The sequence below is a fragment of the Streptomyces sp. NPDC015139 genome, assembly GCF_043079785.1.
In the GTDB taxonomy this organism is placed as follows: Bacteria; Actinomycetota; Actinomycetes; order Streptomycetales; family Streptomycetaceae; genus Streptomyces; species Streptomyces albidocamelliae.
Genome location: NZ_JBIBUW010000010.1, coordinates 241208 through 256647, shown reverse-complemented (window position 1 = coordinate 256647; position 15440 = coordinate 241208). Strand labels below are relative to the sequence as shown.

The window sequence follows — 15440 nt, the reverse complement described above, 5'->3', positions numbered from 1 at the left end:
CGTGAACCCGCGCCATGGTGACCGTCCTTCGCCGTCCGCCGCCGGTGGGCGAGACCTCCGACCCCGTCGTCGCGGCCGCGCCCCACGTGCCCCCGCGCGAGGTGTTCCGCCGGTTCTGGCCGTACACCCGCGGTGGCCGGCGCTGGCTGCTGCCCGTCGTCCTGCTGAGCCTGACCGCCCCCGTCGTCGACGCGGCGGAGCTCTGGCTCTTCAAGACCGTCGTGGACGACGTGCTCGTCCCGCGGGACCTGCGGCCCTTCCTGTGGATCGCCCCGGCCTACCTGGGCCTGGTCGTCTGCTCCGGGGTGCTCGGCTTCGCCGACGACGTGACGTCCACCTGGGTGGGCGAGCGCTTCCTGCTCAGGCTGCGCTCCGATGTGTTCCGGCACGTCCAGGGCCTGTCACTGGGCTTCTTCGAACGCCGGCGGCTCGGGGACGTGCTGTCCCGCGTCACCGGGGACGTCGACGCGGTGGAGACGTTCCTGCTCTCGGGTGTCGCCGACGCCCTCTACTACGTGGTGCGCCTGGCCGTCTTCCTCGGCCTGCTGTTCTACCTGCGCTGGGACCTGACCCTGCTCGCCCTGGTCATCGTGCCGCTGTTCTGGGGCTCGGCCCGGCACTTCTCGCGGCTGATCAAGGAGGCCTCGCGGGAGCGGCGGCGGCGCAGCGGCTCGCTCAGCGCGATCGCCGAGGAGAGCCTCGGCAACGTCGCGCTGGTGCAGGCGTACAACCGGCAGGGGTGGGAGGCGCGGCGGTTCGAGCGGGAGAACGTCGGCAGGTTCCGGGCCGCCATGGCCTCGGTACGGATCCGCGCCGTCTACGGGCCGGTCGTCGAGACGATCGAGGTGGCGGGCGGCCTGGCGGTGATGGCTCTCGGCACCTGGAAGCTGGCCCAGGGACAGCTCACGCTGGGCGGGCTGCTGGTCTTCCTGGCGCTGATCGGCAAGCTGTACGGCCCGGTGCGCGGGCTGTCCCACCTCGGCACCACCTTCTACGCGGCCTCCGCCTCGGCGGAACGGATCATCGAGTTGCTGGACCAGCGGCCCCAGGTGGCCGAGGCACCCGGTGCCCGGCGGATCCGCCGGGCCCGCGGGGACGTGGAGTTCGACGGGGTGTGGTTCCGCTATCCCGGTACGGACGCCTGGGCGCTGTCGGACGTGTCCTTCCACGTGGCGCCCGGGGAGACGCTGGCCCTGGTCGGGGCGAGCGGGGCGGGCAAGTCCACCCTCTCCAAGCTCCAGCTGCGCTTCTACGACCCCGACCGGGGAGCGGTCCGGCTGGACGGGACCGATCTGCGGGAACTCGCCCTGGCCGACGTCCGGGAGAGCGTCGCCGTGGTGCTGCAGGAGACGCTCGTCTTCCACGGCACCGTGCGGGACAACATCGCCTACGGCCGGCCGGACGCCACGGACGCGGAGATCGCCGCCGCCGCGCGCGCCGCCGACGCGCACGAGTTCGTCGAGCGGCTCCCGGAGGGCTACGACACGCTCGTCGGCCAGCGCGGCCGGACCCTCTCCGGCGGGCAGTGCCAGCGGCTGGCGATCGCCCGGGCGATGATCCGGGACGCGCCGGTCCTCCTCCTCGACGAACCGACCGCCGGGCTGGACGCCGGTTCGGGCCGGCGGATCATGGAACCGCTGCGGCGGCTCATGGCCGGGCGGACGACCGTCGTCATCTCCCACAACCTGCTGACCGTCCGCGACGCCACCCGCATCGTGGTGCTCGACCACGGCCGGGTCGTCGAGCACGGCGACCACCGGGAACTGCTCGGCCGGGAGGGGTCGTACGCCCGGTTGCACCGGCTGAGCGCGGGAGCGGTGCCGTCGTGAACCGCACCGCCGCCGGACCGGCCCCGCCCCTGCTGCCCGGCACCGAACCGGCCCCGGGCTACGAGGTGCTGGCGCATCTCGCCCGCACCGGCTGGCTCGACGTGCACGACGCCTGGAGCGCGGAGCGGGACTGCCGGTGCGTGCTCAAGATGGTGCGCCCGGACCGCCGGGGCGAGCGCCGGCTGGGCGAGCGGCTGCTGCGGGAGGGCCGGTGGCTGCGCGAGTTCACCCACCCGCACCTGGTCCGCGCCTACGACGTCCTGGACCGGCCCGAGCCGCTCGTCGTCCTGGAGACGCTGACCGGCGAGACGCTGTCGCATCTGCTGCACCGGCTGCGGCGCCGGCCGGCCGCCGCCGATGTGGCGCTGCTGGGGGTCCAGCTGTGCTCGGCGCTGCACTACCTGCACGGGCGGGGCCTGCTGCACCTGGACCTCAAGCCGTCCAACGTCGTGGTGGAGCGCGGTCACGCGACGGTGCTGGACCTGAGCGTCGCGCGGGCTCCGGGGCCCGCCCCGGCCGGTCTGGGCACCCGCGGCTACCTCTCACCCGAGCAGGCCCGCGGCGGGACCCTCTCGGCCGCCGCCGACGTGTGGGGCATCGGGGTCACCCTGTTCGAGTTCGCCTGCGGTCACGCGCCGTTCGACTCGGGCGGGGACGACGCGAGCGGCGGCGAGCCGTACGACGGCACCGGGACCGGTGGGGGCGGCGAGTGGTTCCCGCAACTGGAGCGGGGCGCCCCACCGGTCGCGTCCCTGCGGCGGCTGCCCCACACGCTCGCCGCCGCCGTCGACGGCTGCCTCCGGGCCGATCCCACGGCCCGTCCCCACATGGCCGAACTGACCGCCGCCCTGGCGGCGGCGCTGCCGGTGCCGCCGCACCGCACGTGAGCGAGCGGGCCCGCCCGAGGCGGCTCACCCCCGTCACGCCTGCGGGGTCACGACCCGTCCCTTTTCGAGCTGGGCGGTGGCCAGGACCGTGCCGTCGGCGGCCGTCAGCCGGGCGCCGGAGAATGTGGTGAGGTCGTGCGGGAGGGCGACGCCCCAGGCCCCGCGTCCGTCGCGCACGGGGAAGTCGCCGGCGCGGACGGTCGTACCGTCGGCGCGTTCGAGCAGGCAGGTGACCCGGCCGTCGTACGGGGTGCCGGGGCCGGTGAGCGCGACGGAGACGAAGAGCCAGCCGGGGCTGCCGGGGTGGGCGTAGAGCTCGCCCACGGGCTCCGCGCCGTCCCCGGCCGAGGTCATGTCCCCGACGAGCACGGGCTCCGACCCGACGGCGGGCGGCGCCGAGGCGGTGACCTCCTGGACGGCTGTGCCGACCGCCCAGCCGGCGAACCCGATGGCCACGGTGACCGCGGCGGCGACGGCCGCGACCCGCAGCCTGGCCCGTCGCGCCCGGCCGCGCAGCCCCCGCGGAGTGCGGCCGGCGGCACGGGCGGCCCGCCCTGCCTCGGATCCCGCGCCCTGCGTCAGCCTGCGCGCCACCCGTGTCTCGAAGTCGGGCGGCGGTTCGCTGTCGGGCAGCAGGCCGATCAACCGGTCGCCGATCCCGGTCAGTTGCCGGACGAACTCCCGGCAGCCCGCGCACCGGTCCAGATGGGCGATCGCCTCGGCCCGCTCGCGGCCGGGCAGCACGCCCAGCGCCAGCTCGGCGCCGACCTCCCGCAGCTTCTCGCAGTTCGCGTCACTGGACATGGTCGCCTCGCTTCGGAGACGCGAGTGTGGTGCGCAGTTTCGCCATCGCCGCCCTGATCCGGGTCTTGGCGGTGCCCAGCGGGATCTGCTCCGCGTCGGCGACCTGCTGGGCCGTCATGCCGTAGATGCCTGCCATCATCAGGGCCCTGGCCTGCTCCCGCGGCAGCCGTGCCAGGGCCGCCCGGAGCTGGGAGGAGGCCTCGTCGGCCAGCGCCCACCGCTCGGGGGTCTCGGTGACGACTCCGAGGAGGGGGTCGAGGTCCTCGGGTGCCATCGGCTCCGTCCGCCGTGCGCGGACGGCGTCGATGGCGAGGTTGTGCGCGATGGTGGTCAGCCAGGTCGTGACCGAACCGCGGCGCGAGTCGTAGATCTGGGCATGCCGCCACGCACGCTCGAACGTCTGCTGAGCGACGTCCTCGGCGAGTTGCTGGTCCCCGGTGACGGTCATGGCGACACCGAAGACCCGGTGCTGGAACCTCCGTACGAAGAGCACGGCGAGCTCCGGATCGCCGGTGGCCAGCCCGGACAGCAGAGCCTCGTCCGGGAGACGGCCGACGGGGAACCGGGAACCCGACACACCTCTGTATACGTCCGACGGCCGCCAGGGGATTGCCCGCCCGCCTGACCGCTCGCCGCGGAAGATCACCTACCCATTCTCCGTCGGCGGGCCGGGCCCCGCACGCGGGTCAGTGCCCGTTCTGCGCCAGTCGCAGCAGGTGGTCCGCGAGGGCCTGCCCGCCGGTCGGCTCCCGGCTGATCAGCAGCAGCGTGTCGTCGCCGGCGATGGTGCCGAGGATGTCGTGCAGCTCGGCCTGGTCGATGGCCGACGCGAGGAACTGCGCCGCCCCGGGCGGGGTGCGCAGCACGACCAGGTTGGCCGAGGCCTCCGCGGAGATCAGCAGCTCCTGGGACAGGCGCCGCATCCGCTCCTCCTTCGCCGACTCCCCGAGCGGGGCGCGCGGGGTGCGGAACCCGCCCTCGCTCGGCACCGCGTAGATCAGGTCGCCGTCGTTGTTGCGGATCTTCACGGCGTTCAGTTCGTCGAGGTCCCGGGAGAGCGTCGCCTGGGTGACGCTCAGCCCGTCGTCGGCGAGCAGCTTCGCCAGCTGGCTCTGCGAACGCACCGGCTGCCGGTTGAGGATGTCCACGATCCGGCGGTGCCGTGCGGTGCGGGTCTGCGGCACGGCCGGCCCGGCGCCCGCCGCCTGCTCGTGGTCCTGCGCCTGGCTCATCGTCGTCTCATTCTCCGGATCGTCCGTCCCCGTGGGCCGCCTCGAGGATGCCGGGCAGTGCCTGGAGCAGCGCTCCCGCCTCGTCGTCCCGCAGGTTCAGCGGCGGCATGAGCCGTACGACGTCGGGGGCGGGGGCGTTCACCAGGAAACCGGCCTCCTGGGCCGCCTGCTGCACCTGAGGCGCGTGCGGCCCGGTGAGCACGATACCCAGGAGCAGGCCCGAGCCCCGGACACAATCGATCAACGGGTGGCCCAGCGACTCGATTCCCTCGCGCAGCGCCGCGCCCTGCCGCTTGACGTTCTCCAGCAGTCCGTCGCCGGCGATGGTGTCCAGGACGGCGAGTCCGGCGGCGCAGGCGACCGGGTTGCCGCCGAAGGTGGTGCCGTGCTGGCCGGGCGCGAGCAGGTCCGCGGCGCGGCCGAAGGCCACGGTGGCGCCGAGCGGGAGTCCGCCGCCGAGCTGCTTGGCCAGGGTGACGACGTCGGGCAGGACGCCCTCGTGGGCCTGGTACTCGAACCAGGTGCCGGTGCGGCCGATGCCGGTCTGCACCTCGTCGAGGACGAGCAGGGCGCCGGTGGCCGCGGTGATCGCGCGGGCCGCCTTCAGGTAGCCGGGCGGCGGTACGACCACGCCGTTCTCGCCCTGGATCGGCTCGATGACGACGAGGGCGGTCTCCTCGGTGACCGCCGCGGCCAGGGCCTGGGCGTCCCCGTAGGGCACGTGGGTGACGTCGGCGGGCAGCGGCCGGAACGGCTCCTGCTTGGCGGGCTGGCCGGTGAGGGCGAGGGCGCCCATGGTGCGGCCGTGGAAGCCGCCCTCGGTGGCGACCATGTGGGTCCGCCCGGTCAGCCGGCCGATCTTGAAGGCGGCCTCGTTGGCCTCGGCGCCGGAGTTGCAGAAGAAGACCCGGCCCTCGCGGCCGAACAGCTGCAGCAGCCGCTCGGCGAGGGCGACGGTGGGCTCGGCCAGGAAGAGGTTCGAGATGTGGCCGAGGGAGCCGATCTGCCGGCTGACGGCCTCGACGACGGCCGGGTGGGCGTGGCCGAGGGCGTTGGTGGCGATGCCGCCGACGAAGTCGAGGTAGGCGCGGCCCTCGGCGTCCCACACCGTCGTGCCGGCACCGCGCACGAGGGGCAGCCGGGGGGTGCCGTAGTTGTTCATGAGCGCGCCCTGCCACCGCGTGGTCAGTTCCGCGTTGCTCCCGGTCCCCGTCATGACCGTTCCCCCTCGGCTTCGTCGGGCACGACCATGGTGCCGATGCCTTCGTCGGTGAAGATCTCCAGCAGGATGGAGTGCTGGACCCGGCCGTCGATGACGCGGGCGGTCGTGACGCCGTTGCGCACGGCGTGCAGGCAGCCCTCCATCTTCGGCACCATGCCGGAGCTGAGTTCCGGCAGCAGCTTCTCCAGCTGGGATGCGGTGAGGCGGCTGATCACCTCGTCGGAGTTCGGCCAGTCCTCGTAGAGGCCCTCGACGTCGGTGAGGACCATGAGGGTCTCGGCGCCCAGTGCCGCAGCGAGTGCCGCAGCCGCCGTATCAGCATTGACGTTGTAGACATGTCCGTCGTCCTGACTGCGGGCGATGGAGGAGACGACCGGGATGCGGCCGTCGGCGAGCAGGGCCTCGATCGCGCCCGTGTCGATCTCGGTGATCTCGCCCACCCGACCGATGTCGACGACTTCGCCGTCGATCTCGGGCTGGTGGCGGGTGGCGGTGATGGTGTGGGCGTCCTCGCCGGTGAGGCCGACGGCGAGCGGGCCGTGCTGGTTGAGCAGGCCGACCAGCTCGCGCTGCACCTGCCCGGCGAGGACCATCCGTACGACGTCCATGGCGTCCTCGGTGGTGACGCGCAGGCCCGCCTTGAACTCGCTGACGATGCCGTGCCGGTCCAGGGCGGCGCTGATCTGCGGGCCGCCGCCGTGCACGACGACGGGCTTGAGGCCGGCGTGGTGGAGGAACACCACGTCCTTGGCGAACGCGGCCTTCAGTTCCTCGTCGACCATGGCGTTGCCGCCGAACTTGATGACGACGGTCTTGCCGTTGTGCCGGGTCAGCCAGGGCAGCGCCTCGATGAGGATCTGCGCCTTGGGCAGCGCGGTGTGCTTTCGCGTGGGTGTCATGAGGAGTAGGCGCTGTTCTCGTGGACGTAGTCGGCGGTGAGGTCGTTGGTCCAGATCGTCGCGGTGTCGGAGCCGGCGGCGAGGTCGGCGACGATGTGCACCTCGCGGTAGCGCATGTCGACCAGTTCGCGGTCCTCGCCGACGGAGCCGTTCTTGCAGACCCAGACGCCGTTGATGGCGACGTTGAGCTGGTCCGGCTCGAAGACGGCCCCGGTGGTGCCGATCGCGGAGAGGACCCGGCCCCAGTTGGGGTCCTCGCCGTGCAGGGCGCACTTGAGGAGGTTGTTGCGGGCGACGGAGCGTCCCACCTCGACGGCGTCCTCCTCGCTCGCCGCGTTGATCACCTCGATCTTGATGTCCTTGCCGGCGCCCTCGGCGTCCCCGATGAGCTGCCGGCCGAGGTCGTCGCAGACCTGCCGGACGGCCTCGGCGAACTCGGCGTACTCCGGGGTGATGCCGGAGGCGCCGGAGGCGAGCAGCAGGACGGTGTCGTTGGTGGACATGCAGCCGTCGGAGTCGACGCGGTCGAAGGTGACCCTGGTCGCGGCGCGCAAAGCCTTGTCCAGTTCCTCGTCGCCGAGGTCGGCGTCGGTGGTGAGGACGACCAGCATGGTGGCGAGGCCCGGGGCGAGCATGCCGGCGCCCTTGGCCATTCCGCCGACGGTCCAGCCGGACTTCGTCACGACGGAGGTCTTGTGGACGGTGTCGGTGGTCTTGATGGCGATGGCGGCCTTCTCACCGCCGTGCTCGGAGAGCTGCGCGGCGGCCGTCTCGATGCCCGGGAGCAGCTTGTCCATGGGCAGCAGGACGCCGATCAGGCCGGTGGAGCAGACCGCGATCTCGATGGCGCCCCGGCCGAGCACCTCGGCGGCCTTCTCGGCGGTGGCGTGGGTGTCCTGGAAGCCCTTGGGTCCGGTGCAGGCGTTGGCGCCACCGGAGTTGAGTACCACGGCGGACACCTGGCCGCCCTTGAGGACCTGCTCGGACCACAGCACCGGCGCGGCCTTCACACGGTTGGAGGTGAAGACGCCCGCGGCGGCACGGCGGGGCCCGTCGTTGACCACGAGGGCCAGGTCGGGGTTGCCGTTCTCCTTGATCCCGGCGGCGATGCCCGCCGCCGTGAATCCCTTGGCTGCCGTGACGCTCACGGTGCGACTCCGATCGTGGAAAGCCCGGTGGTCTCGTCGAGTCCCAGGGCGAGGTTCATGCTCTGTACGGCACCGCCCGCGGTGCCCTTGGTCAGGTTGTCGATGGCGCTGATCGCGATGATGCGACCCATGGAGGCGTCGTACGCGACCTGCACCTGAACGGCGTTGGAACCGTGGACGGACGCCGTCGCGGGCCACTGGCCCTCGGGGAGCAGGTGGACGAAGGGCTCGTCGGCGTAGGCCTTCTCGTAGACCGCGCGGACGGAGTCGGCCGTCACCCCCGCCACGGCGGAGGCGCTGCACGTGGCCAGGATGCCGCGGGGCATCGGCGCCAGCATCGGGGTGAAGGACACCGCCACCCGCTTGCCCGCCGCACCGCTGAGGTTCTGGATCATCTCCGGGGTGTGCCGGTGGCCGCCGCCGACGCCGTACGGCGACATCGAGCCCATGACCTCGCTGCCGAGCAGGTGCGGCTTGGGCGCCTTGCCGGCGCCGGAGGTGCCGGACGCGGCGACGACCACCGCCTCGGGTTCGGCGAGCCCGGCCGCGTAGGCCGGGAACAGGGCGAGGGTGACGGCGGTGGGGTAGCAACCGGGCACCGCGATGCGCTTGGACCCCTCCAGCGCGGCGCGGGCACCCGGAAGTTCGGGGAGGCCGTAGGGCCAGGTGCCGGCGTGCGGCGAGCCGTAGTACGTCTCCCAGTCGGCCGCGTTCCGCAGCCGGAAGTCGGCGCCCATGTCGACGACGAGGACGTCGGGGCCGAGCCGCTCGGCGACGGCGGCGGACTGCCCGTGGGGCAGCGCCAGGAAGACCACGTCGTGCCCGGCGAGGTGCTCGGCCGTGGTCTCGGTGAGCACACGGCCGGCCAGCGGCAGCAGGTGCGGCTGGAGCGTGCCGAGCCGCTGCCCGGCGTTCGTGTTGCCGGTCAGGGCGCCGATCTCGACCTCGGGGTGCGCGAGGAGCAGGCGCAGGAGCTCTCCGCCCGCGTATCCGCTCGCCCCGGCCACCGCCGCACGTACCACCATGTCCATCCTCCTCCGGATGGCATGACTATACGTATCGCTGCACGTTTATGCAATCGACCGGGTCTCGCGGCCGGGGAGCATCACCCAGCGGGAGACGACGAAGGTGACCGGGATCGCCGCCGCGGAGGCGAGCAGCGGGGCGAAGCGGCTGCCCGCGTGCAGGACGTCGACGATGACGTACACCCCGGCCGTGGTGATCAGGAAGTTGGTCGCGTTGGTCAGCGGGAACAGCAGGAATTTCCGCCAGGTGGGCCGCGTCCGGTAGGTGAAGCGCGCGTTCAGGAAAAAGGAACCGACCATGCTGAGCGCGAAGGCGAGCACGTGGGCGGCCAGATAGGGCAGCCACATCAGGAACAACAGATAGAGGCAGTAATAGGTGGCGGTGTTGATCACACCGACCAGTGCGAAGGTGATGATCTGTCGTTTCAAGGAATGAGGTCCTTCGCGCGTTCCACGTTGGTCGCCTTCACCAGGAAGTGCGGGCGGCCCTTCACTTCGTAGTAGATGCGGCCGGTGTACTCCCCGATCACTCCCAGCATGACCATCTGGACGCCCGCGAGGGCGGTGACGGCGGTGATGATGGTCACATAGCCGGGGGTCTGGACCCCGTTGGCGAGCGCGGCGCCGACGATCCAGGCGGTGTAGAGGCCCGCGCAGAGCAGCAGGCCCATGCCGAGCCACAGGGCGGCACGCAGCGGGCGGTTGTTGAAGGACAGCAGGCCGTCCAGGCCGTAGTTGAGCAGGCCGCGCAGGTTCCAGGAGCTGCGGCCGGCCTCGCGGACGGCGTTCTCGTACTCGAAGGTCGTGCTCGGGAAGCCCACCCAGGCGAACAGGCCCTTGGAGAAGCGGTTGTACTCGGTGAGGGCCAGCACCGCGTCCACGACCCTGCGCGACAGCAGCCGGAAGTCACCCACGCCGTCGACGAGTTCGACGTCCACCAGGCGGTTGACGAGCCGGTAGTACAGGCGCGCGGTGAGGGTCCGGGCGAGGCGGTCACCGGTGCGCGAGCGCCTGGCGATGACCTGGTCGTGGCCCTGTTCCCGCAGTTCCACCATGCGCCGGATCAGCTCCGGCGGGTGCTGCAGGTCGGCGTCCATCACGATCACCGCGTCGCCCGAGGCGTGCCGCAGGCCCGCGAGCAGGGCGGCCTCCTTGCCGAAGTTGCGGCTGAAGGAGACGTAGCGCACCCGCGGGTCGAGGTCGGCGAGGTGCCGGAGGACGGCGAGGGTGCGGTCGCGGCTGCCGTCGTCGACGTACACGAACTCCATGTCGTGGCCGAGCGGCAGCAGGTCGTCGGCGACCTTCTGCACCTCCTGGTGGAAGCGTTCCACGACGTCTTCCTCGTTGTAGCAGGGCGCGACGATCGATATCAGCATGGCGGGTCCCCCCTGGGCGCGGTCAGGAAGCGGTGGTCACGCGCTCGCGCGGTGATGTGGGCGTGGGCGGCGCGGTGGTGCGCCGGCGGCGGACGGCGGTGAAGGCGGTGAGCAGGACGAGGGCGCCGAGCGAGGCGGCCCCGACGGTCGTGCCCAGCCGCAGGCCGGGTGGATGGAAGGTGCAGGTCAGGCTGGTCGCACCGGCGTCGAGCGGGACGGCGATCAGGCCGTGGTACTGCTCGGCGGGGCGGGCGGGGCCGTCGCCCGTGGCGCACCGCCAGCCGGCGATGCGGGGCGCGGCGACGACCGCGACCCCCTTGCTGCCGGCGGGCAGCTCGGCCCGTACGACGCCGTCGGACACCGTCACGCGGGTGGCTCCGGTCGCCTTCAGACGGGCGGCGGCGGTGTGCAGCCGGCCGGTGTCCAGGCAGCCGACGGCGCCGGCCGGGACGCGGCCGGGACGGCTCGGGGTCAGTTCGACGCGCACCCGGCCGGAGGCCGGGGTACGGCCGAGCGGCTCCATGGCGGCGCGGTTGCGCGGGTGCTCGAACCGGAAGACGGCCGCCGGGGCGCCGGTACCGGCGAGGCGCGCGGTGCCGGAGAAGTGCGGCGCCCACAGCTGCACCTGGGTGCCGGCCGGGCAGACGGCCGTGATCGCCGGCTTCGCCACGGCGGTCCCGGTACCGACCCGGCGCGTCCGGACCGGCCGCCCGTCGTCGTCGTGCACGGTGAGGCGGGGCACGGTGTAGACGCGGCTGCCGAGCAGCAGTTCCTGGTTGCGGTAGGGAGACGGCCCGAAGGACCCGGTGGCGGCGGTGGGCCGCACGGTCACCGGCGGCGGGACGTCCTGCCGGCCCACGGTCACCGGGGTGCCGTCCGGCGGCAGGTACTTCTGGTGCGGGTCCGGCGGGGAGTGCACCCGTGCGCCGACGGAGAACACGACGTCCGTGACGGCGTTGTCGAGGCTCTGCACGCTCCGGCCGCGAGAGGTCCAGCCGCCGCCGAGAGCGGTGAGGGTACGGCTGAGGACGTCCGGGGTCAGGCTGCTGTAGTAGGCGGCGCCCTGGCCGCCCACCAGCATCGGGTCGTTGCCGACGGTCTGTTCGCGGCCCGGGTCGGTGCGGTACCGGGGCCAGTCGTCGGCCCGCGCGACCGCGGCGGCCTGCCGCTCCTGGCGTGGCCCCCAGGGCGCGTAGTCGTCCAGGTGCCCGAGGCGCAGCTTCGTGGCGACGGCCGAGGTGGCGGCGGTCTCCCCGAGCTGCGCGCCGAGGAGCAGGACGACGGCGAGTGCGACCGGTCCGGCGCGCCGCCCGGCCCGGCCCAGCAGCACGAGGCCGGCCAGCGCGCCCGCGACGGCGAGCCCCAGCACCGGCCAGGTGTACGGCCGGACCAGCTCGCTGCGTGCGGCGACGGCGGTGATCAGGGCGAGCAGCGCGGTCGCGCCACCGAGGGCGCGCGGGCCGGGCGGGCCGTAGGCCAGGGCGTGCCAGGCGGCGAGGACCAGCAGTCCGCACAGGACGAAGGCCTGCCGGTAGCCGCTGCCCTGCGGGGTGGCGAAGGCGTGCCAGACCAGGTGGGTGGGGCCCCACTGGAGCGACAGGGCCACCGCGAGCACCAGTGCCGTCCAGCCCGCGCGCACCCGGACCGGGACCGCCCGGTGGAAGGGCAGGGCGAGGGCGAGCAGCAGGGCGAGGGCCCCGACGTAGAGGGCCGGGGAGCCGAAGCCGTACGTCGCCGGCAGCAGCCGGGCCGCCACGTCCTCGGCCGGTACCGGCGCGAACTGCCGTACGCGGCCCGGGTAGGCGTGCCGGGTGCCGAACCAGATCACCGTGACGAGCGGGGCGGCGAGGCCCACGCCGAGGGTGACGGTGAGGGCGGCACGGCCGGCCGCGGCGAGGGCCTGCCGGCGGGGCGGACGGATGAGCAGCAGGCGCAGCAGCAGGACGAGGGCGGCGCCGAGGGTGGCCATGTAGGCGGTGTAGAAGTTGGCGGTCCAGGCGAGGGCGACGACCAGGACGCCCGGGAGCCTTCCGCGGCCGGCGATCGCCCGTTCACCGACCAGGCAGAGCAGCGGGAGGGCGATCAGGCCGTCGAGCCACATCGGGTTGTAGGAGGCGTCGGCGACGCTCCAGCCGCACAGCGCGTAGGAGGCGCCGAGCAGGCCGGCCGCCCACCAGCGGCCGGGGCGCAGGGCGAGCAGCAGCCAGGCCATGGCGGCGGCGGCCGACGCGGTCTTCAGGACGGTGACGACGTAGACCGCGAGGTCGATCCGGTCCCGGGGGAAGACGGCGACGAGCAGGGCGTAGGGGCTGCCGAGGTAGGTGCCGAGGTCCGGCAGGAAGCTGGTGCCGTACCCGGACTGCCAGTTGATCAGGAGTCCGCCGTCGACCCGGCCGTGCAGCAGGTCCCACAGGTGGGCGTGGAAGGGGACGTACTGATTGCCGAGGTCGTTGACGCTGCGGGTGCGGGGGCCGAAGGGATAGCTGCGCGCGAGGACGTCGGCGGCGCAGAGGGCCGTGACCGTGACGGCCGCCGCGAGCAGCGCGGCGGCGCGTGCGGGTGTGCGAGGCCCACCGGGCGTGGTGACGCGTTGCATTTCTCGGCAGGCCCCCAGCGAATTCACTTCATGATTTCGCCGACTTAGACGGGGCGACTTTCCGGTTGGTTGTGTGCTCATCGATAAGTGAGGCGCATCCCTCCGAATTCGGTGAACGCCTTATGAATTTCGCCGCCCCATGGTGAACCCGGCTTTTCCGGAGGGTGATGCGGAGGTGAATCGCGTGGGCGGGTTGACCTTGAGCGCACTCCAACTCCTACGGTTCTCCGCACGTACCAGCAACGGCCGCCGCGGGAGCGGGGGTCCGCACACGGAGGAGTCGGTATGAGCGAGAGCACGACCCGTGAAGAGCGTTTCGCCCACGGCCTGGAGGTGCTGAACGCGGTCGACGGCGAGTCGGGCCGGCGGGTGATCGACTCGCTCGCCGACATCAGCCCCGAGCTGGGGCACCAGATCGTCTCCTGGGGGTTCGGCGAGATCTACGCACGGCCGCAGCTCGCGCCCCGCGACCGCCAGCTGGTGACCCTGGGCATGCTGACCGCGCTGGGCGGCTGCGAGCCGCAGCTGGAGGTGCACGTCAACGCCGCGCTGAACGTGGGTCTCGCCCCGGAGCAGATCGTGGAGGCGCTGCTGCACTCGGCCGGCTACTGCGGCTTTCCGAAGGCGCTCAACGCCACGTTCGTCGCGAAGAAGGTCTTCGCCGAGCGTGGGCTGCTGCCGCTGGAGCAGTCCGCGCAGGAGCCTGAGGCCGCTTCGGCCTGATCCGCGGGATGCGGGGCGGCGTCGCCGTAAGCTCGACCCATGCGTGTTCCGCCTCCCTCCGCTGTCGTGTTCGGCCTCCCTGCCCGGGGGACGGCGTGACGATGAGCGGGTGCTGGCCGGTGCCGGACGTGCTGGCCCACCTCGCGGGGCGCTGGCGCGTGCGGCGGACCGTGCGGGACCTGGCCGGCGGGGACGAAGGGCGTTTCGACGGCACCACCGTCTTCAGCCGCCTCCCGGAGGGCGGACTGCTGCACGAGGAGTCCGGCACGTTCACCTGGCAGGGCGTCGCCCGCCCCGCGACCCGGACTCTGCGTTTCCTGCCGGGACACGCCCCGGGCACGGCGGACGTGCGGTTCGCGGACGGCCGTCCCTTCCACGAGCTGGACCTGACCTCGGGACGGTACGTCGCCGGCCACCCCTGCGCCGCCGACCACTACCGCGGCGAGTTCACCGTCCTCGACGCCGACCACTGGCGTACGGTCTGGCGGGTCGGCGGTCCCGCCAAGGACCTCGTCCTCACCACCGAGTACGAGCGCGAGGCCGAGACCGGCGGCTAGGTGCGCGAGGGCTGGGGGGCGACGCCGTCGAGGCGGAGGTTCCAGCGGCCCCCGCGGCCGGTGACGGTGGTCGTGGACAGCGGGCGCACGTCGATGTTCCAGTAGGTCGGGGGCGGCGCCTTCAGGGCGTAGACCAGCGCCGCGCGGATCACGGACGGCTCGGCGACCGCCACGATCCGGCCGCTGTCGTCCGCCGGCCGGGTGTCCAGCCAGCCGCCGACCCGGGAGATGAACCCGAGCAGCGACTCGCCGCCGTGCGGCGTGGCCCGCGGGTCGGCGAGCCAGGCGTCGACGGCCCCCGGCTCCCGGGCCATCGCCTCGCCCAGGGTCAGCCCGCGCCAGCGGCCCATGTCGCAGTCCCGCAGGGCGAGCTGCACCAGCGGGGCGTACCCCAGGGCGTCGCCGGTGGCCCGGCTGCGCGGGGTCGGCGAGCAGTAGCGCAGGTCGGCGGCCGCCAGCGGCAGCAGGTCCCCTGCGGCACGCTGCACCTCGTCCCAGCCGGCCTGGTCCAGCTGCCGGTCGTCCTCGAAGCGCTCGGCGAGCAGCGAGGAGCTGCGCGCGGCGGCGACGAACGTCACCCTCAGTGGCATGCGGTGATGGTGAGCCGCGCGGGTGCGCAGGTCAAGAGCTGCCGTCCGGAGTCACCCGCGGTATCCGGGCGCTTACTCGAAGGGGTGGATCATCCACTGCTCGGGACGGTCCAGCGGCCGGAAGCCCAGCTTCCGGTAGACCTCCTGCGCGTCCTGGGTGGCGAGCAGGATGCGGCGCAGTCCGTACGGCTCCAACTGGTCGCGGATACGGCCGACGAACGCCGTGCCGACCCCCTTGCCGCGCACCGCCGGGTCGACGTACACATCGGCGAGCCAGGCGAACAGCGCCCGGTCGGTGACCACGCGCGCGTAGGCCACCTGCTCCCCGGACGCCGTCTCGTACACCCCGAAGTTCAGCGACGACTCCATCGCCCGCCGGTGCTTCTCGCGCGGCCGGTCGATCGCCCAGTAGGCGTCGGTCGACAGCCAGCGGTGGACGCGGTCGACGTCGACGCGTGCGGGGTCGGCGGAGAATTCGTAGCCCTCGGGAAGCTCGGTCCGGTCGGTCATCGCGTGATCATCACAGGCCGGGGCGGCGGAGTCGAGCGGATA

The 15440-nt window shown here is 73.1% G+C and carries 16 protein-coding genes; 4 read left to right on the top strand and 12 right to left on the bottom strand.

Annotated features, from left to right (window positions below; all coding sequences use genetic code 11):
* The first annotated feature begins 14 nt into the window (after positions 1–14).
* Both ACF08B_RS26630 and ACF08B_RS26625 read left to right on the top strand, forming a co-directional pair.
* Entirely contained in the window at positions 15–1829 is a 1815-nt protein-coding gene (locus ACF08B_RS26630; protein WP_392319720.1) for an ABC transporter ATP-binding protein, read from the top strand.
* Positions 1826–2716 (top strand): serine/threonine-protein kinase, encoded by an 891-nt coding sequence (locus ACF08B_RS26625; protein ID WP_392319719.1) that lies wholly within the window; start codon positions 1826–1828, stop codon positions 2714–2716. The genes ACF08B_RS26630 and ACF08B_RS26625 overlap by 4 nt, the downstream gene beginning before the upstream one ends.
* 33 nt (positions 2717–2749) lie before the next feature.
* Here ACF08B_RS26625 and ACF08B_RS26620 read toward each other — a convergent pair whose 3' ends face one another.
* The 10 genes from ACF08B_RS26620 to ACF08B_RS26575 form a co-directional block, all read right to left on the bottom strand.
* A complete protein-coding gene (locus ACF08B_RS26620) occupies positions 2750–3520 on the bottom strand; it encodes a hypothetical protein (protein WP_392319718.1) in 771 nt (256 codons plus the stop codon).
* Positions 3510–4097, bottom strand: a complete 588-nt coding sequence (locus ACF08B_RS26615) for an RNA polymerase sigma factor (protein ID WP_392319717.1) — start codon at positions 4095–4097, stop codon at positions 3510–3512. The genes ACF08B_RS26620 and ACF08B_RS26615 overlap by 11 nt, the downstream gene beginning before the upstream one ends.
* 109 nt (positions 4098–4206) lie before the next feature.
* Positions 4207–4752 (bottom strand): arginine repressor, encoded by a 546-nt coding sequence (locus ACF08B_RS26610; RefSeq protein ID WP_093479117.1) that lies wholly within the window; start codon positions 4750–4752, stop codon positions 4207–4209.
* A 7-nt stretch (positions 4753–4759) separates the two neighbouring features.
* Entirely contained in the window at positions 4760–5968 is a 1209-nt protein-coding gene (locus ACF08B_RS26605; protein WP_392319716.1) for an acetylornithine transaminase, read from the bottom strand.
* Positions 5965–6873: an acetylglutamate kinase gene (argB, locus tag ACF08B_RS26600; RefSeq protein ID WP_392319715.1), complete on the bottom strand. Its 909-nt coding sequence runs from the start codon at positions 6871–6873 to the stop codon at positions 5965–5967. Before argB ends, ACF08B_RS26605 begins: the two co-directional genes overlap by 4 nt.
* Positions 6870–8021, bottom strand: a complete 1152-nt coding sequence (gene argJ, locus ACF08B_RS26595; protein ID WP_392319714.1) for a bifunctional glutamate N-acetyltransferase/amino-acid acetyltransferase ArgJ — start codon at positions 8019–8021, stop codon at positions 6870–6872. The genes argB and argJ overlap by 4 nt, the downstream gene beginning before the upstream one ends.
* Positions 8018–9046 (bottom strand): N-acetyl-gamma-glutamyl-phosphate reductase, encoded by a 1029-nt coding sequence (argC, locus tag ACF08B_RS26590; RefSeq protein ID WP_392319713.1) that lies wholly within the window; start codon positions 9044–9046, stop codon positions 8018–8020. Before argC ends, argJ begins: the two co-directional genes overlap by 4 nt.
* 45 nt (positions 9047–9091) lie before the next feature.
* Complete coding sequence (locus tag ACF08B_RS26585; protein WP_392319712.1) at positions 9092–9475, bottom strand: GtrA family protein; 384 nt, start codon at positions 9473–9475, stop codon at positions 9092–9094.
* Positions 9472–10422, bottom strand: a complete 951-nt coding sequence (locus ACF08B_RS26580; RefSeq protein ID WP_392319711.1) for a glycosyltransferase family 2 protein — start codon at positions 10420–10422, stop codon at positions 9472–9474. Before ACF08B_RS26580 ends, ACF08B_RS26585 begins: the two co-directional genes overlap by 4 nt.
* A gap of 22 nt (positions 10423–10444) precedes the next feature.
* On the bottom strand, positions 10445–13018 hold the full coding sequence (locus tag ACF08B_RS26575; RefSeq protein WP_392319710.1) for a YfhO family protein: 2574 nt from the start codon (positions 13016–13018) through the stop codon (positions 10445–10447).
* A 285-nt stretch (positions 13019–13303) separates the two neighbouring features.
* Between ACF08B_RS26575 and ACF08B_RS26570 the strand changes: the two genes are divergently transcribed.
* Positions 13304–13741: a carboxymuconolactone decarboxylase family protein gene (locus ACF08B_RS26570; protein WP_392319709.1), complete on the top strand. Its 438-nt coding sequence runs from the start codon at positions 13304–13306 to the stop codon at positions 13739–13741.
* Between the two features lie 101 nt (positions 13742–13842).
* Positions 13843–14298 (top strand): DUF6314 family protein, encoded by a 456-nt coding sequence (locus ACF08B_RS26565; RefSeq protein ID WP_392319708.1) that lies wholly within the window; start codon positions 13843–13845, stop codon positions 14296–14298.
* On the opposite strand, the gene ACF08B_RS26560 is transcribed toward ACF08B_RS26565, so the two are convergent.
* A complete protein-coding gene (locus ACF08B_RS26560) occupies positions 14295–14888 on the bottom strand; it encodes a histidine phosphatase family protein (RefSeq protein ID WP_392319707.1) in 594 nt (197 codons plus the stop codon). The genes ACF08B_RS26565 and ACF08B_RS26560 overlap by 4 nt on opposite strands.
* Before the next feature lie 72 nt (positions 14889–14960).
* Positions 14961–15398 carry a GNAT family N-acetyltransferase gene (locus tag ACF08B_RS26555; protein WP_392319706.1) on the bottom strand — a complete coding sequence of 146 codons (438 nt, stop codon included), beginning with the start codon at positions 15396–15398 and terminating at the stop codon, positions 14961–14963.
* Positions 15399–15440: the final 42 nt, after the last annotated feature.